Here is a 20,137-nt window from a genome sequence, read left to right as displayed (position 1 = left end):
TTAGGCGTCAGCCATTTCAAAACCAAATAATTAGAGAAAAACCTATGTACCAGGATCTGATTAAAAAAGAACTTACCGAAGCTGCCGACGTACTTAATACATTTCTAAGCGATGAAAACAACATCGCGCAAATTGAAGCGGCTGCGAAGATGCTCGCTGACTCATTTAAACAAGGCGGTAAAGTTTTGTCTTGTGGTAACGGTGGCTCTCACTGTGATGCGATGCACTTTGCTGAAGAACTCACGGGGCGTTATCGTGAGAACCGCCCAGGTTTACCTGGTATCGCTATTTCAGACCCAAGTCATCTGTCTTGTGTGAGTAATGACTTTGGCTATGAGTACGTGTTCTCTCGCTATGTTGAAGCCGTCGGGGCTAAAGGGGATGTGCTATTCGGTCTATCCACGTCAGGGAACTCAGGCAATATTCTAAAAGCGATTGAAGCGGCTCAAGCCAAAGGAATGAAAACCATTGCTTTAACAGGTAAAGATGGCGGGAAGATGGCTGGTTTAGCGGATATTGAAATTCGAGTGCCTCACTTTGGCTATGCAGATCGTATCCAAGAAATCCATATTAAGATCATCCATATTGTGATTCAGTTGATCGAAAAAGAGATGGAAAAATAATTTCTGAGTGGTTTAAACAGTGCCAGTGTTTTGAACTGGTGCTGTTGTTTTAAGGGAGCTTCTTAAACCATGTGTGAATTGCTCGGAATGAGCGCTAATGTACCAACTGATATCTGTTTTAGCTTTACAGGGCTTATGCAGCGAGGGGGCAATACTGGTCCGCATCGTGATGGTTGGGGCATTACTTTTTATGAAGGTAAAGGCTTTCGTAACTTTAAAGATCCTACACCAAGTTGTGATTCTAAGATTGCTGAGCTGGTCCAAAATTATCCAATCAAAAGCTGCGCGGTAATTAGCCATATTCGTCAGGCGAATCGCGGAGCGGTGAATCTTGAAAACACACATCCGTTTACCCGAGAATTATGGGGGCGTTATTGGACCTTTGCTCACAATGGTCAGCTAACAGATTATCAAAGCTTAGTGACAGGAAGGCACCGCCCAGTTGGTCAAACCGATAGTGAGCTCTCTTTTTGTTGGCTATTAAAGCAAATGGAAGACACATTTCCTGAACCCCCGCAGGACATGGTCGGTGTATTCCGCTTTGTCGCTAAGTGTTGTGATAAGTTACGCGAAAAAGGGGTGTTTAACATGTTGCTGTCTGACGGTGAGTACGTCATGACCTATTGCACTAACCATTTGTATTGGATTACGCGCCGTGCGCCGTTTGGAAAAGCAGCTTTACTTGATGAAGATGTGGAAATTAACTTCCAAGAAGAGACCACACCAAACGATATTGTTTCGGTGATTGCGACTCAGCCTCTCACTGGTAATGAAACTTGGCACCGTATGAAGCCGGGGGAGTTTGGTATTTTTCATTTAGGCGAATTGGCGGATGGTAACGCTGCTGAGCTGGTGGATGTTCCTTTTGCACCGAAAAAGGTAGAAAGTCAGGCGCCAACCGAACCTCTAGAGTGATATTTGACTGATTGCTGACTGTCTGATAGATAAAAAGGCTGATGTTTTCACATCAGCCTTTTGCTCTCTAATGAGGTGATTTAAGCGATTTGCGCTTTAATATGCTCAACGATGTCTGCCATCGCGATAGCCGTTTTCTCACCAGAACGGCGGTTCTTGTACTCGAAGTTGCCTTCTTTCATTGAACGATCACCGATCACGATAGTGTGAGGAATACCGATAAGCTCCATGTCAGAGAACATGACACCCGGGCGCTCTTTACGGTCATCGAATAGAACTTCGATGCCCATAGCGGTCAGTTCAGCATACAGCTTCTCAGCCGCTTCTTTCACTTCTTCTGACTTGTGCATGTTCATTGGCACGATAGCCACTTGGAAAGGTGCAAGTGCGTCTGGCCAGATGATGCCGTATTTATCATGGTTCTGCTCAATGGCAGAAGCAACCACACGAGAAACACCGATACCGTAACAACCCATCTCTAAGATAACGTTTTTGCCATCAGGACCAAGAACACCACAGTTCATTGCTTGCGAGTAAACATTACCCAGTTGGAAAATGTGACCGACTTCGATACCACGCTTAAGCATAAGTGTCCCCTGACCACATGGGCTTGGGTCGCCTTCAACCACATTACGCAAGTCTTCAACTTGGCCTAGCTCAACATCACGACCCCAGTTGATACCGAAGTAGTGCTTGTCATCAACGTTAGCGCCTGCGCCAAAGTCACTCATGACAGCTACAGAGCGATCAACGATGAATGGCAGTTTTAGCCCTACTGGACCTAGCGAACCTGGGCCTGCACCCACATGTGCGCGAATTTCTTCTTCTGTTGCCATCTCTAGAGGAGCTGCGACTTGAGGAAGGTTTTCCGCTTTCACTTCGTTCAGCTCGTGGTCGCCACGGATGATCAGTGCGATCAGGTCCGCTTCAACTTCATCAGACGCTTTAACGAATAGTGTTTTAACTGTTTTCTCGATTGGTAATTCGAACTGCTCAACAAGCTCAGCGATCGTTTTCGCATTTGGGGTATCTACCAGCGTCATCTCTTGAGTTGGTTGAGCGCGTTCAATAGCTGGTGCCGCAGCTTCTGCTTTTTCGATGTTTGCTGCGTAGTCAGACTCAGTTGAGAAGGCGATAAGGTCTTCGCCGCTTTCAGCTAGGACGTGGAATTCTTGAGAGCCACTGCCGCCGATCGCGCCAGAATCAGCCAATACAGGGCGGTATTCAAGGCCCATCCGGTCGAAGGCTTTACAGTAAGCATCGTGCATTGCATCGTAAGACTTCTGTAGCCCCTCTTTGTCGATATCAAAGCTGTATGCATCCATCATGCAGAATTCACGTGCGCGCATTACGCCGAAACGTGGGCGTCGCTCATCACGGAATTTAGTCTGAATTTGGTACAGGTTTAGCGGTAGCTGTTTGTAAGAGCTCACTTCATTACGCACTAGGCTAGTGATCACTTCTTCAGCGGTAGGGCTGAGAACAAACGGACGAGTATGACGGTCAGTAAAGCGAAGCAGTTCAGGGCCCATCTTCTCGCTGCGGCCTGTTTCTTCCCAAAGTTCAAACGGCTGAACAACGGGCATCAAAGTTTCGACAGCACCTGCATTGTCGATTTCCTGACGAACGATGTTTTCGACTTTACGCAGTACACGTAGACCAGTAGGTAGCCAGGTGTATAAACCTGAAGCCAGCTTACGGATCATACCTGCACGTAGCATGAGCTGATGGCTCACTACTTCTGCGTCGTTTGGAGTCTCCTTCAGAGTTGAAAGAAGATAATTACTGGTACGCATTAAATTTATCCGTTTATTAAAGTTAGTGACTCAAGCCGGAATGGACATGAGTATAGAGTTTCCCAAAGGAAAAATAGTTAGCCGCTTATAATATCAGCCAATTGCCTTTGTCAAAAGTGTTCAATCGTTGTAACCGTTATTAAGTGATCACTGGCAACGAACTTAACATTCAAATCGAACAGATTTACCGCATATTCTTTGCTGTCTTGTCTGTTTTTCTTGTAAGCGGGGCGAGGATCTTGAGCCAGTACCTGCTCAATAATGGCTTTTTCATACTCAGCCTCTTTACGCTGATTAAGAAACTCTATTGCTGAAATCGAAAAGGTGACCAGTGACTTTTCCGGCTCTTGTTCTGCGTAGCTCCCTGTGGCTTCAGGAATTGAATCTGAGTAAGGGATGTAAGGTTTAATATCGACAACGGGAGTACCATCAACCAAGTCTACGTTACCAAGATCGAGATATATCTGTTCACCCTGTTTAGTCACTGCTTTGATTTCTACGGCAGACATGCCAATGCCATTGGGTCTAAAGGTCGATCGAGAAGCGAAGACGCCCACTCGTTCATTGCCACCCAATCGTGGGGGCCTTACTGTTGGTTTCCATCCGGCTGCCAAGTTTTGATCAAACAAAAATAGTAGCCAAGCGTGCGAGAATTGTTCAAGTCCTCTGACGGCTTCTGGACAGTTGGCTTCTCCGACCAATTTCACTCTGGCCCGAGCATTTGTGACTAACCTAGGCTGACGAGGGACTGCGAACTTCTCTTTATAAGGGGATTCAATGAAACCAATGGGCTCTAGGGAATACATTTGCTTTCTCTACAGATCGTAATGAAGGAAAAATATCACAAAAAGGGTAGCAAAACTTCTTGATAATAATTATCATTTATAATGTTATAACATAACAATTAAATATTGAGGTAATTATGCAACCTAATATTCACCCTGAATACAGAACCGTTGTTTTCCATGACACTAGTATCGATGAGTACTTTTTGATTGGTTCAACGCTACAAACTGAGCGCACCATCGAGTGGAAAGATGGCAAAACATATCCCTATTTCACTATTGAGGTGTCGTCGAAATCGCATCCTTTTTATACCGGTAAACAACGTGTGATCCATCAAGAAGGTCGCGTTGCGAACTTTAAGCGTCGATTTGGGCAATTCTCAAAGGGAGATAAGTAAGTGAAAGTCGTAAAGTCTCTTAAAAGTGCCAAAAGCCGTCACCCTGATTGCCAGATTGTAAAAAGAAGAGGGCGCTTGTACGTCATATGTAAAACTAATCCCAGATTCAAAGCTGTTCAAAAATGATAGTGGCATAAAAAATATCAATGGATTAATGTAATTTATAATTCTAATGATTGTTATATATGTGGATGAAACTGCTGGTTTTTTGTTTTTTTAGCGTTAAATATAATGATCTGGATAACACTTTATTACATTTCCGATTTCTAATTGACCTCTTTGTCGAGTAACCTGCGCGAGTTTTGTGACACCTTGTCACAGGACGCGCAGGAATAACTACAAGGAGGGAACAGATGAGTTCATCTGCTTCGATTAAACAAAACTCGCCTAAGAAGCCGATATTTACGCGCTTCTTAGATACAGTCGAATATTTGGGGAACTTGTTACCCCACCCGATCACACTTTTTGCCATCTTCTGTGTTGCGATTTTAGTCGCATCAGGTATTGCTGGTTACTTTGAAGTGGCGGTGGCAGATCCTCGTCCGGAGGGCGCACCAGGCCGTGCCGCGGATGGCATGATTCAGGTTGTTAGCTTATTAAACGCGGACGGACTGGAATTAATTGTTACCAATCTGGTTAAGAACTTTGTTGGCTTTGCTCCACTGGGTACTGTTCTCGTTGCGCTACTAGGTGTTGCGGTTGCAGAGTACTCAGGCCTACTATCAGCAGCAATGCGTGGTTTGGTGATGGGTGCTTCAAAGCGCATGGTGACTGTGACCGTTGTGTTTGCTGGTATCATTTCTAATACAGCGTCAGAGCTAGGTTATGTGGTCCTTATCCCACTGGCTGCGATGTTGTTCCACTCTTTAGGTCGTCACCCTCTTGCTGGCTTAGCCGCGGCATTTGCTGGTGTTTCGGGCGGCTATTCAGCAAACCTACTCATCGGTACCGTTGATCCTCTGCTTTCAGGTATTACTGAAACAGCAGCGCAAATGATCGACCCAACTTATACTGTGGGCCCTGAAGTAAACTGGTACTTCATGTTCGTTTCTACTTTCTTTATCGCAGGTATGGGTGCCTTCGTTACAGAGAAAATCGTTGAACCTAAACTGGGTAAGTACAACGAGGAAGAAGCGTCAGAGGACTTGTCTAACGATTCGATGGGCAAACTAACAGACGTTGAAAAGAAAGGCTTGAAGATGGCTGGCCTTGCCGTTGTAGCCGTTTCAGCTTTGCTTGCTTGGACAATTGTTCCTGCTGATGGCATCCTTCGTTCTGATGCAGGTACGGTCGCAGGTTCTCCATTCCTGAAAAGTATCGTTGCATTCATCTTTGTCTTCTTCGCTATTCCGGGCTTAGTTTACGGTAAAGTTGTTGGCACAATGAAGAACGATCGCGACGTGATCGATGCGATGTCTAAGTCAATGTCTTCAATGGGCATGTACATTGTACTGGTATTCTTTGCCGCTCAGTTTGTGGCTTTCTTTAAGTGGACTAACTTTGGGCAAGTCTTTGCAGTTGCAGGGGCTAACTTCTTACAAGATATTGGCTTAACTGGTCCAATGCTGTTCTTTGCCTTCATTTTGATGTGTGGTTTTATCAACTTGATGATCGGTTCTGCCTCAGCACAGTGGGCCGTTACAGCGCCAATTTTCGTCCCTATGTTAATGCTTGTGGGCTACGCACCTGAGACGATTCAAGCGGCTTACCGTATCGGTGATTCAACGACTAATATCATTACCCCAATGATGAGTTACTTCGGTCTGATCCTTGCTGTAGCAACACGCTACATGAAGAACCTAGGTATCGGTACGCTGATTGCGACCATGCTGCCTTACTCAATCTGCTTTATTGTCGGTTGGAGTGTGCTGTTCTACCTATGGGTATTCGTATTTGGCTTGCCAGTCGGTCCTGGTGCAGCGACGTACTACACACCATAACGTATTACCGAACGACAAAACCGGAGCCAAGTGCTCCGGTTTTTTTTGTTTTTGGTATTGTGAGTAGAGATGTGATTGTAAAATTCACGATATTTAGTGAGTACGGTTAAGAGATAACCCATGGAGGTGACAATTAGAGGAGTAAAAATCGAGGACACTGATGGCGTTCGTAGTGCATAAATCCAATCATTAAGCTTATTGATACTTGGTTTTTACTGGCCGAAGAGCAGGCTTTTATACGCCAGTTTCCTGAGCGAGGTGTCTTCAATGTTGCCGTATCCGAGAATCAACAGGTGCTAGGGTTTCAGAATGTAGAACCGTTCGCGTCCTATACTCAGGCCTCTGGCTATGTTGGAGTTATCGGACCCTATATGGATGAGCAGTTTCGAGGGGCGAAGAATCAAGAAGAGGAAAGAAAAGGGCTGACGCAATAACGCCAGCCCTTGTTTAATTCAGCAAGTAAGTGATTACCAGCCTTTTACTACGCCACCTTTGAAGATGTCAGAGGCTGCATTGTACACTTCTTCAGTTTGGTAAGCTTTGACGAAGTTTGTGACGTTTTCTGCTTGTGCGTTATCTTCACGCGCAACAATCAGGTTTACGTATGGAGACTCTTTGTCTTCAACAAATACACCATCTTTTTGTGGTGTCAGGTCAATTGAGCTTGCGTAAGTGGTGTTGATAATAGACAGAGCCACATCGTCAAGAGAGCGCGGAAGCTGGGCAGCATCTAGCTCAACAATGGTGATGTTTTTTGGGTTCTCTGCGATATCACGCACAGTTGCCAGTAGGCCAACGCCGTCACGTAGTTTAAGCAGGCCTTGTTGCTCAAGAAGCAGTAGAGAACGACCTAAGTTAGTTGGATCGTTTGGCACAGCGATACGTGCACCATCTTGAATTTCATCAACTGACTTCACTTGCTTAGAGTAACCCGCGATAGGGTAAACAAACGTATTACCCGCAATCGTTAGCTTGTAACCACGGTCTGTCACTTGCTGATCTAGGTATGGTTTGTGCTGGAACGCGTTGATGTCGATAGAGCCATCATCCAGAGCTGCGTTTGGCGTTACGTAATCTGTGAAAGTGACTAGCTCTACATCCAGACCATATTTTTCTTTGGCAACTTTAGCTGCGACTTCTGCTACCTGAGCTTCAGCACCTGCCATAACACCAACTTTAATTTTGCTGGTATCTGCTTGCTTTTCACCACAACCTGATAGGACAAGTGCTGATGCAGCTGCTGCGATGGTGAGTAGACCTTTTAATCCAAATTTCATGACTTTCTCCTTATTCTGACTCTGTAAATAGATTATCTGTGATCGACGCGGCGCACGATGGCATCGCCGATAGACTGAATGATTTGTACCAAAACGATAAGCATTACCACGGTTACTGCCATGATAACTACATCATAGCGATGGAAGCCGTAACGAATGGCGACATCACCTAAGCCGCCACCACCAACCGTTCCGGCCATGGCTGAATAGCTGACTAAAGTGACCAACGTGATGGTGACTGAGTTGACTATGGTTGGCATTGCTTCAGGAAGCAGAACCTTGTTGATGATTTGCATCGGAGTAGCGCCCATCGATTGAGCCGCTTCCACCAAGCCTGTTGGTACTTCCAACAAGGCACCTTCAATAAGGCGAGCAACAAACGGGATGGCGCCGATCGTCAAGGGTACGATCGCTGCTGTAGTACCAATAAAAGTGCCGACCAGAATTTTAGTGACTGGAATGATGGCAACCATTAATACTAGGAATGGCACTGAGCGGCCAACGTTGACGACAGCGCCGAGAATGCTATTAAGCTTGGTGTTCTCAAGTAGGCCACCTTTCTTCGTTGTATGAAGAATAACGCCCAGTGGAATACCAACAGCAAAGCCAACAATACCTGCCACTGCGACCATGTAGATGGTTTCCCAAGTCGCACCGATTAAAAGGTTACTGTTAAGGCTCAGCCACTCAGAAATTGTGTTAAAGGACATAACCCAGTACCTCTACTTTTACATTGTGTTCACGGAGGAATTCGATTGCCGCGTTGTCATCTTGCTCGTTACCAAATAGCTCTGCGACCATCATGCCGAATTTAACGCCACCGGCGTAATCAAGATCAGAGCTTAGAATGCTGACATCAATATTAAATTTACGCGCGATCTGACTGACGAGTGGCGCGTCTACAGTTGCACCAGTAAACTCAAGTCGAACTAATGGGTAACTGCCTTCAACGCGGGTCTCTTGCAGGCGTGCCTGATAATCATCAGGGATAGATAGATCAAGCGTAGAACGGATGAACTCATGTGCCAGTTCTGTTTTCGGGTGAGCAAAGATTTCACCTACCGTGCCTTTCTCAACCAGCTCCCCGCCACCAATAATTGCCACTTCATGACAGATACTCTTTACCACGTCCATTTCGTGGGTGATGAGCAGCATAGTGATATTCAGTTTACGGTTAATCTCTTTGAGCAGTTCGAGAATCGATTGTGTTGTCGCAGGATCCAAAGCGCTGGTTGCCTCGTCACACAGCAATACTTTTGGATCGGAAGCTAGAGCACGTGCGATAGCCACACGCTGCTTTTGACCACCACTCAGGTTAGAAGGGTAGCTTTCGTGTTTATCAGAAAGGCCTACCAGTTTGAGCAGCTCGGTGACTTTCTCATTGATTTGAGTCTTATCTTTGCCTGCGAGTTCTAGCGGTAGAGCAACATTATCGAATACAGTACGTGACGATAGCAGGTTAAAATGCTGGAAGATCATGCCGATGTTACGGCGTGTTTCACTCAGTTCAGATTTGGACTGCTTGGTAAGATCAATGCCGTCAACAATGATCGAGCCAGATGTCGGTGCTTCCAACATATTGACACATCGAATTAGCGTACTTTTCCCTGCTCCGGATGAGCCAATTACACCGAATATCGTCCCCTGAGGGATATGAAGGTTGATGTCCTTCAGAGCATGTATTTCTTTGCTTCCTTGAAGAAATACTTTGTTTACTTGATTAATTTCTATCATCGAGAAATCCGCTATCAGACTGCTTTGGGAAAAAGTAGATAATTTTGAACTACCTCTCATTTAGTAGAGGATGCTATGGTTTTGCATTAATTGTGTCAATAGATATTTTTACGGCTAGACGTCTAAACGTTCATTTCAATCAAACAGATTAGTAATTAGATAGTGATGAAAGAAATAAAGCGTGCAATAATTCCGGTAATAAATAGTAGACAGAGAAGCAAATTTTGGCGAAACCAGCAGTCTTTTTGGATCGTGATGGCGTAATCAACGTCGACCACGGCTATGTTCATGACGAGCACGACTTTGAATTTATTGATGGCGTGTTTGAAGCGACGAAAAAGCTCAAAGATATGGGCTATATGCTTGTATTGGTGACCAACCAGTCAGGGATTGCTCGTGGTAAATTCAGTGAAGATCGTTTCCTTTCACTAACGCAGTGGATGGATTGGAACTTTGTTGATCATGGTGTTGAATTTGATGGCTTCTACTATTGTCCACACCATGCGGAACATGGTCAGGGTAAGTACAAAGAAGATTGCAATTGCCGCAAACCTAAGCCTGGCATGTTCATTTCTGCTCGTGACTTTCTCAAAATCGATATGGCGAATTCTGTTATGGTCGGCGACAAGGCTGAGGATATGATGGCCGCAGAAGCCGCTGAAGTGGGTACGCGTATTTTAGTACGTACTGGCAAGCCTGTAACTGAAAAAGGTGAAGCGCTGGCAACGGCTGTGCTTGATAGTATCAAAGATGTGCCAGCCTACTTAACTAAGTAAAAGCCGAGAAAAGAGGTCGCTTGAGGCGGCCTTTTTCTATTGGAGAGTATGGATGAAAATGAATGCCTTGTTAGCGTTTCTGGCTGGAACGACACTATTTGGTTGCAGCCATTTAGCGATTGAGCGCGAAGCAGATGACACGCATCAATTCGTGACCTACCAGTGTGAATCAAACAAGCAGTTTGAGGTCGCCTATCTGATTGAAGAGCAAGCGGCGCTTTTACGTTTGCCTAAACATGACTACCGCCTCACTCAGGTCCCATCTGGTTCTGGTGCAAAATACATCCTAGATAATGGAACAAAGCCGATTCTTAATCCGGTAACTTTACACACCAAAGGTGATGATGCGCGGTTAGAGTTAGGCAGAGTTGTTTACAAAAACTGTAAAACCCAATAGCGCTAACTCTCTATTAATCCAGCTTAAATTGACTGAAACCACTGCATTATGAATAAAAAACTGACCATTCTTGATATTGCGAAATTGTCTGGCGTTGGTAAGTCTACGGTTTCCCGTGTGTTAACCAATGACCCTAAAGTCAAACCGGAAACTCGTGCCAAAGTTGAGCGTGTGATTGAAGAGTCTGGCTATGTGCCTTCTAAGTCGGCGCAAGCGATGCGTGGAGGCAGTCAGAAAGTGGTTGGGGTTATCATTTCGCGTCTTGATTCACCATCGGAAAACAAAGCCGTCAGCAGTATGCTGCAAGTTCTCTACAGTAACGGCTATGACGCGGTGATCATGGAAAGCCAATTTGACCGCAAGATGACCAATGAGCATCTCGATGTCCTGCGCAGACGTAATGTTGATGGCGTGATTGTGTTTGGCTTTAGCGATTTCGATATTGAACGTCTGTCTAGTTGGCAACATCGTTCACTGGTAATTGCCATGGATACCGACGCCACCTCATCGATCAACTACGATAATACAGGCGTTATTCGTTGTGCATTGGAACACCTTCAGCGCCAATCGGTGAGTGAGATTGCTTTTATTGGTGTTGACCCTTCAGACCGGACTACTGGGCAGATTCGTCTCAATGCATACTTAGATTGGTGTTCAGAGCAGCGATTATCCCCTAACTACCAAACAGGTCACCTTCATCACGAAAGTGCTTATCAACTGGTGGATAAAGTGTTGAATCAAACCACACAGGCGATTGTGTGCGCCAGTGATACTTTGGCACTTGGTGTAATTAAGCGTCTTCAGGAGTTGGATAGGGAAGACGTAATGGTGACTGGTGTCGGTGGGAATGAGCTGTTGTCTTTTCTATTTCCGAGAGTATTCAGTATTGACCCAGGTTATGCTCAGGCTGGAGAAAGAGCTGCCAAGCTATTGATTTCTCAGCTTAATGGAGAGTCTGAACTAGTGCACCTCACTCAGGAACCAATCCTGAGTTAAACCTTTCTTTTCTTTATGGTTTAAAATTATACTGTGATCTCATTCAATTAATGGGATTGTTCCCATTTATCTATTTCGATAGATTTGACAATATAATAAGCACAAATGGGAATGTTCCCAAGCTAATTATAACTAACCTTTTGATCAGAGAGTTCTGATCTGAACGAGAAACCAATTTAGGGTGGACAAGGATATGAGTAAGATTGCGAAACAAGAGGTTGAGCGTCTGATAGAACTGGTTGGCGGTCGCGATAACATCGCCAGTGTAAGCCACTGTCTGACACGTCTACGTTTTGTGTTAAATGACACCGATAAAGCCGATAGTAAAGCGCTAGAAGCTTTGCCACTAGTGAAAGGCTGTTTTACCAACGCAGGTCAGTTTCAAGTTGTTGTCGGTACTGAAGTTGATGAAGTGTATAAAGTTCTGATTGAACTGTCGGGTAAGTCTGAAGCGTCGAAAGATGAATCCAAACAGGCTGCACGTCAGAATATGAACATTTTGGAACGTGGTATCTCCCATCTTGCTGAAATCTTTGTACCACTGTTGCCAGCCATCATTACAGGTGGTTTGATCTTGGGCTTCCGCAACGTGATTGGCGACATCAAGATGTTTGATGGTCAATCATTGACGGAAATCAGCCAATTCTGGGCGACGGTTCACAGCTTCCTATGGCTAATTGGTGAAGCCATTTTCTTCTTCTTACCTGTTGGTGTGTGTTGGTCAACAGTGAAGAAACTCGGTGGTACACCGATCCTCGGCATTACGCTTGGTGTCACTTTAGTCTCTCCTCAACTGATGAATGCGTACCTGATTGGTAAGCAAGTGCCAGAAGTGTGGGACTTTGGCTTATTTGCTATCGAGAAGGTGGGCTATCAGGCCCAGGTAATTCCAGCCATGTTAGCGGGTATCGCGTTGGCGTTCATCGAAACTAACCTTAAGCGCATTGTTCCTTCTTACCTATATCTGGTTGTTGTTCCTTTCGTTTCGATCATCGTCTCTGTTGTATTGGCGCACTCTCTGATTGGCCCGTTCGGTCGCGTATTGGGTGATGGTGTGGCATTTGCCGCGAAAGCAGCAATGACGGGTGATTTCGCTGTGATTGGCTCAATGGTGTTTGGCTTCCTGTATGCACCTTTGGTGATTACCGGTATTCACCATACAACCAACGCTGTCGATCTACAGTTGATGCAAGACCTAGGTGGTACTCCAATTTGGCCTTTGATTGCACTGTCTAACATTGCTCAGGCATCAGCGGTTGTCGGTATTATCATCATCAGTAAGAAACACGGTGAACGCGACATCTCAGTACCTGCGGCTATCTCTGCTTATCTAGGTGTCACCGAGCCAGCGATGTACGGTATTAACCTTAAATACAAATTCCCAATGCTGAGTGCGATGATCGGTAGTGCTATTGCAGCAGCGATCTGTGGTAGTGCCGGTGTGATGGCTAATGGTATCGGGGTGGGCGGCCTGCCGGGTATTCTGTCTATCCAACCACAATTCTGGGGCATCTACGCGATTGCAATGCTGGTGGCGATTGCACTTCCAGCAGTGTTGACCCTGTTCTTCTACAAGCGTGCACAAATGAAGGGCGAGCTAGAGCCTGCAAGCGCTTAAGCGCAAACAAAAAGGAGCGATCGCAATTCGGCGATCGCTTCTGCTATTTTTTCGATTTTTTATTCTTTGGTAAGTGAGTTTAGCAATGACAACAATCACAAATGATGCGAACTGGTGGAAAACGGCTTCGATATATCAGATTTACCCGAAGAGCTTCTGTGATAGTGGCAGTAAGGGAACTGGAGATATCAAGGGCATCATTTCTAAGCTTGATTACTTAAAACTGCTCGGCATTGATGCTATTTGGCTGACACCAGTCTATCAGTCTCCGATGATTGATAATGGTTACGATATCTCAGACTACTACGCCATTAACCCTCAATTTGGCAGCATGGACGATTTTGAATGTCTGCTTAGTGAAGCGCACCAGCGTGGTATTCGCATCATCATGGACATTGTCGTTAACCACACTTCTACCGAGCACGCTTGGTTCCAATCTGCGCTGGGGGATAAGAGCAGCCCATATCGTGATTACTACATTTGGAAAGATCCGGTAGAAGGTGACGTTCCAAACAACTGGCAGTCCAAGTTTGGTGGCAGTGCATGGGAAATGGATGAGCAAACAGGCCAGTATTTTCTGCACCTCTTTGCCAAAGAGCAGGCGGATCTCAATTGGGAGAACCCGACAGTTCGTGAGGAAGTGAAAAAGGTCATCAGCTTCTGGGCAGAGAAAGGCGTGGATGGTTTCCGCCTTGATGTAATCAACCTGATTTCTAAGCAGCAAGACTTCCCGAATGATGATATCGGTGATGGTCGTCGCTTTTACACAGATGGCCCTCGTGTACATGAATACTTGCAGGAAATTAGCGAAGCTGTGTTCCAAAAATATGGCAGCGTTACGGTTGGCGAAATGTCGTCTACCACATTGGAACACTGCCAGCAGTATTCCTCTCTGGATAACAGAGAATTGTCGATGGTGTTTAATTTCCATCACCTCAAAGTGGATTATCCAAATGGTGAGAAGTGGACTAAAGCACCCTTTGATTTTTTACAGCTAAAGAAAATCTTTAACCACTGGCAAACAGGATTGAACGGTAAAGGTTGGGGAGCATTGTTCTGGTGTAATCATGATCAACCACGTGTCGTTAGCCGCTTAGGTGATGATAAAAACTATCGAGTGGAGTCTGCCAAGATGTTGGGAGCCTCTGTCCATATGATGCAAGGAACACCATACATTTATCAAGGGGAAGAGATTGGGATGACCAACCCCGGCTATACCTCGATAGAGCAATACCGTGATGTGGAAAGCACCAATATGTATGACATCATGGTCAACCAGCAAGGTGTGAGCAACGAAGAGATGATCGATATTCTGGCTCAGAAATCCCGTGACAACTCGCGGACGCCAATGCAATGGAATGACGAGCAGTATGCTGGCTTCTCTCAGGTAGAGCCTTGGTTGGCGGTGGCAGAAAATTATCCTCAAGTGAACGCAGCTAAAGCCGTTGATGACAGTGATTCGGTCTTTTACTTCTATCAGAAGTTAATTCAATTGCGCAAAGAGATTGAAGTGATCACGACAGGGGACTATCAAGATCTGTATCCGAATCATGAGCAGATCTTTGGCTATCAACGTAAGAGCGCCAAACAGACGCTGATTTGTCTCAACAACTATTACGGCGTGGAAGCGCAATGTACACTGCCGGACTCTTTCAAGGTGGATTGTGCTAAGTATGTATTAGGCAACTACGTTTTACCTGAAGCTGTTTCTCGAGATCAGACCCTACGTCCTTATGAGACACGCATTATTTTAATTGAAGAGTAATCACCCCCTATAGTGTTTTCTTCATTGCCTCGCTTGTGCGGGGCATTTTTTATGCGTAATTGGAAAGCAGAAACGAAAAAATCCAGCTCAATGAGCTGGATTTTCGCTGATATGGTGGAGGGGGACGGATTCGAACCATCGAAGGCAGTGCCAGCAGATTTACAGTCTGATCCCTTTGGCCACTCGGGAACCCCTCCAGGGTGTTTTTATCCTTAATTGATGTTTTCCCAACACAACAATCAAGCGTTTAATATGGTGGAGGGGGACGGATTCGAACCATCGAAGGCAGTGCCAGCAGATTTACAGTCTGATCCCTTTGGCCACTCGGGAACCCCTCCAGGGTATTTTTATCCTTAATTGATGTTTTCCCAACACAACAATCAAGCGTTCAATATGGTGGAGGGGGACGGATTCGAACCATCGAAGGCAGTGCCAGCAGATTTACAGTCTGATCCCTTTGGCCACTCGGGAACCCCTCCAGGGCTTTTTATCCTTAACTGACGTTTTCCCAACACATCAATCAAGCATTTAATATGGTGGAGGGGGACGGATTCGAACCATCGAAGGCAGTGCCAGCAGATTTACAGTCTGATCCCTTTGGCCACTCGGGAACCCCTCCAGGGTGTTTTTATACTTAAGAAATGATTTCCCAACCCATTACTCAAGTGCGGAGCGCATCATAGCAAACTCGCTAAACCTGTAAAGACTTTTCTTATGATTTTGAATTGAATGCTGGCTTTTTGGGCAAAGATGCCAGTAAGTAACCTAAAAGCTCAGGTAATCAAAGTCTAAACTTACAGTTTATTGCTCTCTCTTTACATTACTTGACGTTTCCCAAGTGGTTTAATGAGTACAATATGCCGAGTTTTTTGAGACAGAATTTCAATCATGAAAAATAAAATTATTCTGAGTATTTTTTCGTTGTCTATGATTGCGGCCACACCTACTGTTCAAGCTAAAAGGCAAGGGCCACAGACAGTAACTGTGGTGACAGAGCAGGTCCAGACACATCAAGTTTCACAGTCTTTATCTTTGGTAGGCAAAATTGAAGCAGAGCAATCGGTTGTGCTCTCCTCTGAAGTGACAGGTCGAGTCGATGTCATTGCATTTAAAGCCAATCAAGAAGTAAAGAAAGGCCAGTTGCTGATTCAGCTTAATGATGACAAGGCAAAAGCCAGCGTGGCCGAAGCGAAAGCCTACCTGAGAGATGAAAAGCGCAAGCTCAAAGAATTTGAACGCTTGGTCAAGCGTAATGCGATCACTCAGACTGAAATTGATGCGCAGAAAGCCAGCGTAGAAATTGCTCAAGCACGTCTTGACGCGGCCAATGCGAATCTCAGTGATTTAAATATTACTGCGCCTTTTTCTGGTACTGTCGGCTTCGTCGATTTTAGTTTAGGTAAGTTGGTGAGTACGGGGGATGAGTTGGTTGCACTGGATGACTTATCTGTCATGCAGTTGGATTTACAAGTGCCTGAGCGTTATTTGTCTCAAATATCGAAAGGTATGAAGGTCACCGCAACGACGGCTGCATGGGATGGATGGATGTTTGAGGGGCAAGTGGTCGGTATCGACTCACGCATCAATGAAGAAACGCTCAATCTACGAGTACGAATCCATTTTGAAAACCCGGATAAAAAGTTAAAGCCAGGGATGTTAGTCGCGGCGGATATGGATTTCCCGCCAGTGGAAGCGCCGATTATTCCTGTTCAAGCACTCGAATATTCTGGTACCAAACGTTATGTCTACGTAGTTGGAGGTGACAGCAAAGCGGTTCGCACTGAGGTCTTCTTAGGTGCTCGTATCGGCAACCAAGTTGTGATTGAAAAAGGCCTGGATATCGGCCAGAAAATCGTCGTTCAAGGTATTGTGAACATGCGCGATGGTGTCGCTGTGAGTGAACTGGGTAAAGATGGCAAACCACTGAGTACTGAGCAAGAAGGTAACAGCTAATGTGGTTATCTGATGCTTCTGTAAAACGCCCCGTTGCGGCGGTCGTTCTCAGCTTACTGCTGTGTGTATTTGGTATTGTCTCTTTCAGTAAACTAGCGGTACGCGAAATGCCAGATATTGAAAGTCCGGTCGTATCAATCAGTACCCGTTATGAAGGCGCTTCAGCGACCATTATTGAAAGCCAAATTACGTCTGCACTGGAAGACCAGCTTTCTGGTATCAGTGGTATTGATGAAATTGAATCGAAAACGCGTAATGGCAGTTCACGGATCACGATTACTTTTGAACTCGGTTATGATCTCAATACTGGCGTCAGTGACGTTCGGGATGCGGTTGCACGTGCGCAGCGTTCCTTGCCTGATGAGGCGGATGATCCGATTGTTTATAAGAATAATGGCTCCGGTGAAGCGTCTCTCTACATCAATCTGAGCTCTTCAGAAATGGATCGGACGCAGTTGACGGACTATGTCGACCGAGTTCTGCTCGACAGATTCAGTTTGATCTCGGGTGTAAGTTCGGTGGACGTGTCTGGCGGCTTGTATAAAGTCATGTACGTTAAGCTGAAGCCTGCACAGATGGCGGGGCGTGGAGTCACGACATCTGACATTACTGCGGCACTCAACAATGAGAATATTGAAAGTCCGGGCGGCGAGGTACGTAACGATCAGATCGTGATGTCGGTTCGTACCGCTCGCAGTTATAACGTCGCCGAAGATTTCGAGTACCTTGTCGTTAAACGTGCCAGTGATAACTCGCCCATCTATCTGAAAGATGTCGCGGATGTCTACATTGGTGCGGAGAACGAAAGCTCGACCTTTAAGAGTGATGGTGTCGTCAATGTCAGTATGGGGATTGTGCCTCAATCGGACGCCAATCCGCTGGAAGTTGCTGACTTAGTGCATGATGAAGTGGAAAAAATCCAGCAATTCCTTCCATCGGGAACTCGTCTTGCCATCGACTATGATTCAACCGTCTTTATTGAGCGTTCGATAGCGGAAGTGTATAGCACTCTGTTTATTACCGGTGGTCTGGTCATTCTCGTGCTGTACATATTCATTGGTCAGGTACGAGCCACGCTGATCCCAGCAGTAACGGTGCCTGTTTCTTTGATTTCATCCTTCATGGCCGCTTACTACTTCGGTTTTTCCATCAACCTTATCACGTTGATGGCGCTGATATTGTCGATTGGCTTGGTAGTCGATGATGCTATCGTGGTGGTGGAGAACATTTTCCATCATATCGAACGGGGTGAAAAACCGCTGTTGGCGGCATACAAAGGGACACGCGAAGTTGGCTTTGCCGTAGTGGCGACAACTCTGGTACTGGTCATGGTTTTCCTGCCCATCTCGTTTATGGATGGCATGGTCGGCCTGCTGTTTACCGAGTTCTCGGTATTGTTGGCGATGTCGGTGATTTTCTCGTCATTGATTGCACTGACTCTGACTCCAGTACTGGGCAGCCAACTATTAAAGGCTAACGTGAAACCAAACCGCTTTAACCGTTTCATCGATCGCATGTTTGGTCGTTTGGAAAGCGGTTACCGTAAAGTATTGCGTGGAGCCTTGAAATGGAAATGGGCCGCGCCTCTGATCATCTTGACCTGTATCGGCGGAAGTTGGGGCTTGATGAAACAAGTGCCTTCTCAGCTCACACCATCTGAAGACCGCGGAGTGATCTTTGCCTTTGTTCGTGGTGCGGATGCGACTAGTTACAACCGCATGGCTGCGAACATGGATATCGTCGAAGAGCGCTTATTGCCGCTACTGGGCGAAGGCTTCCTTAAGTCCTTCAGCATCCAATCGCCAGCCTTTGGTGGTAACGCCGGTGACCAGACGGGGTTCGTGATCATGATTCTGGATGACTGGAATGATCGTGAGGTAACGGCTCAACAGGCGTTAGGCGAGGTGAGAAAGGCGCTGGTGGGGATTCCAGATGTTCGTGTCTTCCCATTTATGCCAGGCTTCCGAGGCGGCTCCAGTGAGCCAGTCCAGTTCGTGTTAGGTGGTTCTGATTACCCAGAGCTGAAACAGTGGGCTGAAAAGTTAGAACAGTTAGCAGAAGAGTCTCCGATCATGGAGGGGGCGGACATTAACTACTCTGAGCGAACCCCTGAGCTGGTGGTGACGGTTGACAAACAACGTGCGGCAGAGTTGGGCATCAGCGTATCAGAGATTTCTGAGACCTTAGAAATTATGCTTGGCGGTAAGAGTGAAACGACTTTTGTCGAGCGTGGTGAAGAATATGACGTTTATCTGCGCGGTGATGAGAACAGCTTCAATAACGCGACGGATCTGAGCCAGATTTATCTGCGAACCAGTTCAGGCGAATTAGTGACACTGGATGCGGTCACCAAGATTGAAGAAGTGGCTTCGTCGATTCGTTTGTCACATTACAACAAACAGAAATCGATTACCGTAACGGCTAACTTGTCTGATGGGTATACCTTAGGTCAGGCTCTGGATTTCCTAGATCAACAAGCGGTGGAAATTCTGCCGGGCGATATCTCAGTCAGCTACTCTGGTGAATCGAAAGATTATAAAGAGAACCAATCCAGTATTCTGGTGGTATTTGGCTTGGCACTGTTGGTCGCGTACCTAGTGTTGGCAGCGCAGTTTGAAAGCTTCATTAACCCACTGGTGGTGATGTTCACTGTTCCTATGGGGGTATTCGGCGGCTTCTTGGGCTTGTTCTTTATGAGTCAAGGGCTGAATATCTACAGCCAGATTGGCATGATCATGTTGATTGGTATGGTGACCAAGAACGGTATCCTGATCGTTGAGTTTGCGAACCAACTGCGTGATCGCGGCTTCGAATTTGAGAAAGCAATAGCCGATGCTGCGGCACGTCGCCTGCGCCCAATCATGATGACGGCGTTCACTACGCTTGCAGGTGCCATTCCATTGATCCTATCGACAGGGGCAGGTTATGAAAGCCGAGTGGCGGTAGGTACGGTGATCTTCTTCGGTATGGGTTTCGCAACGCTGGTGACTTTGTTTGTTATCCCTGCGATGTACCGACTGATTTCAGCAAGTACGCAGTCACCGGGTCATGTGGAAGCTGAACTGAACAAAGAGCTAAGTCACGATGTGAAGGCCAGAACCTCACACTAATCGCAGCAACCAATAACGCAAAAAGCCCGCAATCGCGGGCTTCTCTTCATCTAG

At 46.0% G+C, this 20,137-nt stretch carries 17 protein-coding genes and 4 tRNA genes; 12 read left to right on the top strand and 9 right to left on the bottom strand.

The window, feature by feature from the left end; translation table 11 throughout:
* The first annotated feature begins 44 nt into the window (after positions 1-44).
* Positions 45-623 carry a D-sedoheptulose 7-phosphate isomerase gene (lpcA, locus tag CTT30_RS11700; protein ID WP_239838380.1) on the top strand — a complete coding sequence of 193 codons (579 nt, stop codon included), beginning with the start codon at positions 45-47 and terminating at the stop codon, positions 621-623.
* Positions 624-692: 69 nt separating this feature from the next.
* Positions 693-1,538 carry a class II glutamine amidotransferase gene (locus tag CTT30_RS11695; RefSeq protein ID WP_239838379.1) on the top strand — a complete coding sequence of 282 codons (846 nt, stop codon included), beginning with the start codon at positions 693-695 and terminating at the stop codon, positions 1,536-1,538.
* 80 nt (positions 1,539-1,618) lie between these two features.
* On the opposite strand, the gene CTT30_RS11690 is transcribed toward CTT30_RS11695, so the two are convergent.
* Positions 1,619-3,334 carry a proline--tRNA ligase gene (locus CTT30_RS11690; RefSeq protein ID WP_239864975.1) on the bottom strand — a complete coding sequence of 572 codons (1,716 nt, stop codon included), beginning with the start codon at positions 3,332-3,334 and terminating at the stop codon, positions 1,619-1,621.
* Between the two features lie 110 nt (positions 3,335-3,444).
* Positions 3,445-4,140 (bottom strand): tRNA (N6-threonylcarbamoyladenosine(37)-N6)-methyltransferase TrmO, encoded by a 696-nt coding sequence (tsaA, locus tag CTT30_RS11685; protein ID WP_252035224.1) that lies wholly within the window; start codon positions 4,138-4,140, stop codon positions 3,445-3,447.
* A gap of 116 nt (positions 4,141-4,256) precedes the next feature.
* On the opposite strand from tsaA, the gene CTT30_RS11680 reads away from it, so the two are divergent.
* The 3 genes from CTT30_RS11680 (at position 4,257) to CTT30_RS11670 (ending at position 6,457) form a co-directional block, all read left to right on the top strand.
* Entirely contained in the window at positions 4,257-4,517 is a 261-nt protein-coding gene (locus CTT30_RS11680) for a type B 50S ribosomal protein L31 (protein WP_239864973.1), read from the top strand.
* Positions 4,518-4,643 carry a type B 50S ribosomal protein L36 gene (gene ykgO, locus CTT30_RS11675; protein ID WP_005380299.1) on the top strand — a complete coding sequence of 42 codons (126 nt, stop codon included), beginning with the start codon at positions 4,518-4,520 and terminating at the stop codon, positions 4,641-4,643.
* Between the two features lie 227 nt (positions 4,644-4,870).
* Positions 4,871-6,457: an AbgT family transporter gene (locus CTT30_RS11670; RefSeq protein ID WP_239864972.1), complete on the top strand. Its 1,587-nt coding sequence runs from the start codon at positions 4,871-4,873 to the stop codon at positions 6,455-6,457.
* A gap of 467 nt (positions 6,458-6,924) precedes the next feature.
* Here CTT30_RS11670 and metQ read toward each other — a convergent pair whose 3' ends face one another.
* Genes metQ through metN form a run of 3 tightly spaced genes read right to left on the bottom strand, consistent with a single transcriptional unit; the run spans position 6,925 to position 9,468 of the window.
* A complete protein-coding gene (gene metQ, locus CTT30_RS11665; protein ID WP_239864971.1) occupies positions 6,925-7,734 on the bottom strand; it encodes a MetQ/NlpA family lipoprotein in 810 nt (269 codons plus the stop codon).
* A gap of 32 nt (positions 7,735-7,766) precedes the next feature.
* Positions 7,767-8,444 carry a methionine ABC transporter permease gene (locus tag CTT30_RS11660; protein WP_006957863.1) on the bottom strand — a complete coding sequence of 226 codons (678 nt, stop codon included), beginning with the start codon at positions 8,442-8,444 and terminating at the stop codon, positions 7,767-7,769.
* On the bottom strand, positions 8,434-9,468 hold the full coding sequence (metN, locus tag CTT30_RS11655) for a methionine ABC transporter ATP-binding protein MetN (protein WP_239875251.1): 1,035 nt from the start codon (positions 9,466-9,468) through the stop codon (positions 8,434-8,436). Before metN ends, CTT30_RS11660 begins: the two co-directional genes overlap by 11 nt.
* 224 nt (positions 9,469-9,692) lie before the next feature.
* On the opposite strand from metN, the gene gmhB reads away from it, so the two are divergent.
* From gmhB to treC, 5 genes are all read left to right on the top strand, one after another.
* Positions 9,693-10,244: a D-glycero-beta-D-manno-heptose 1,7-bisphosphate 7-phosphatase gene (gene gmhB, locus CTT30_RS11650; protein WP_252035223.1), complete on the top strand. Its 552-nt coding sequence runs from the start codon at positions 9,693-9,695 to the stop codon at positions 10,242-10,244.
* A 58-nt stretch (positions 10,245-10,302) separates the two neighbouring features.
* The gene (locus CTT30_RS11645) at positions 10,303-10,641 is read left to right on the top strand and encodes an MliC family protein (RefSeq protein ID WP_370689717.1); all 339 of its coding nucleotides are present in this window, start codon (positions 10,303-10,305) and stop codon (positions 10,639-10,641) included.
* 48 nt (positions 10,642-10,689) lie between these two features.
* Positions 10,690-11,637 carry a trehalose operon repressor TreR gene (gene treR, locus CTT30_RS11640; protein WP_064487924.1) on the top strand — a complete coding sequence of 316 codons (948 nt, stop codon included), beginning with the start codon at positions 10,690-10,692 and terminating at the stop codon, positions 11,635-11,637.
* Positions 11,638-11,830: 193 nt separating this feature from the next.
* Positions 11,831-13,255 carry a PTS trehalose transporter subunit IIBC gene (gene treB, locus CTT30_RS11635; protein WP_252035222.1) on the top strand — a complete coding sequence of 475 codons (1,425 nt, stop codon included), beginning with the start codon at positions 11,831-11,833 and terminating at the stop codon, positions 13,253-13,255.
* An 85-nt stretch (positions 13,256-13,340) separates the two neighbouring features.
* Positions 13,341-15,020, top strand: a complete 1,680-nt coding sequence (treC, locus tag CTT30_RS11630) for an alpha,alpha-phosphotrehalase (RefSeq protein WP_252035221.1) — start codon at positions 13,341-13,343, stop codon at positions 15,018-15,020.
* A gap of 112 nt (positions 15,021-15,132) precedes the next feature.
* Here the strand turns inward: treC and CTT30_RS11625 are convergent.
* From CTT30_RS11625 to CTT30_RS11610, 4 genes are all read right to left on the bottom strand, one after another.
* A tRNA-Tyr gene (locus CTT30_RS11625) sits at positions 15,133-15,217 on the bottom strand.
* Between the two features lie 56 nt (positions 15,218-15,273).
* Positions 15,274-15,358, bottom strand: a tRNA-Tyr gene (locus CTT30_RS11620).
* Positions 15,359-15,414: 56 nt separating this feature from the next.
* A tRNA-Tyr gene (locus CTT30_RS11615) sits at positions 15,415-15,499 on the bottom strand.
* A gap of 55 nt (positions 15,500-15,554) precedes the next feature.
* Positions 15,555-15,639: transfer RNA gene (locus CTT30_RS11610), tRNA-Tyr, on the bottom strand.
* A gap of 269 nt (positions 15,640-15,908) precedes the next feature.
* Between CTT30_RS11610 and CTT30_RS11605 the strand changes: the two genes are divergently transcribed.
* Both CTT30_RS11605 and vexH read left to right on the top strand, forming a co-directional pair.
* Complete coding sequence (locus CTT30_RS11605) at positions 15,909-16,973, top strand: efflux RND transporter periplasmic adaptor subunit (RefSeq protein WP_252035220.1); 1,065 nt, start codon at positions 15,909-15,911, stop codon at positions 16,971-16,973.
* Entirely contained in the window at positions 16,973-20,083 is a 3,111-nt protein-coding gene (vexH, locus tag CTT30_RS11600; RefSeq protein WP_252035219.1) for a vibriobactin export RND transporter permease subunit VexH, read from the top strand. The genes CTT30_RS11605 and vexH overlap by 1 nt, the downstream gene beginning before the upstream one ends.
* The last annotated feature ends 54 nt before the right edge of the window (positions 20,084-20,137 follow it).

The organism is Vibrio coralliilyticus (assembly GCF_024449095.1).
Lineage (GTDB): Bacteria > Pseudomonadota > Gammaproteobacteria > Enterobacterales > Vibrionaceae > Vibrio > Vibrio coralliilyticus_A.
This window is presented reverse-complemented; position numbering and strand designations above follow the sequence as displayed.

Coding starts and splice junctions, on each gene's coding strand:
- lpcA (WP_239838380.1), top strand. CDS start 45: ATGTACCAGGATCTGATTAAAAAAGAACTTACCGAAGCTGCCGACGTA.
- CTT30_RS11695 (WP_239838379.1), top strand. CDS start 693: ATGTGTGAATTGCTCGGAATGAGCGCTAATGTACCAACTGATATCTGT.
- CTT30_RS11690 (WP_239864975.1), bottom strand. CDS start 3,334: ATGCGTACCAGTAATTATCTTCTTTCAACTCTGAAGGAGACTCCAAAC.
- tsaA (WP_252035224.1), bottom strand. CDS start 4,140: ATGTATTCCCTAGAGCCCATTGGTTTCATTGAATCCCCTTATAAAGAG.
- CTT30_RS11680 (WP_239864973.1), top strand. CDS start 4,257: ATGCAACCTAATATTCACCCTGAATACAGAACCGTTGTTTTCCATGAC.
- CTT30_RS11670 (WP_239864972.1), top strand. CDS start 4,871: ATGAGTTCATCTGCTTCGATTAAACAAAACTCGCCTAAGAAGCCGATA.
- metQ (WP_239864971.1), bottom strand. CDS start 7,734: ATGAAATTTGGATTAAAAGGTCTACTCACCATCGCAGCAGCTGCATCA.
- CTT30_RS11660 (WP_006957863.1), bottom strand. CDS start 8,444: ATGTCCTTTAACACAATTTCTGAGTGGCTGAGCCTTAACAGTAACCTT.
- metN (WP_239875251.1), bottom strand. CDS start 9,468: ATGATAGAAATTAATCAAGTAAACAAAGTATTTCTTCAAGGAAGCAAA.
- CTT30_RS11645 (WP_370689717.1), top strand. CDS start 10,303: ATGAATGCCTTGTTAGCGTTTCTGGCTGGAACGACACTATTTGGTTGC.
- treR (WP_064487924.1), top strand. CDS start 10,690: ATGAATAAAAAACTGACCATTCTTGATATTGCGAAATTGTCTGGCGTT.
- treB (WP_252035222.1), top strand. CDS start 11,831: ATGAGTAAGATTGCGAAACAAGAGGTTGAGCGTCTGATAGAACTGGTT.
- treC (WP_252035221.1), top strand. CDS start 13,341: ATGACAACAATCACAAATGATGCGAACTGGTGGAAAACGGCTTCGATA.
- CTT30_RS11605 (WP_252035220.1), top strand. CDS start 15,909: ATGAAAAATAAAATTATTCTGAGTATTTTTTCGTTGTCTATGATTGCG.
- vexH (WP_252035219.1), top strand. CDS start 16,973: ATGTGGTTATCTGATGCTTCTGTAAAACGCCCCGTTGCGGCGGTCGTT.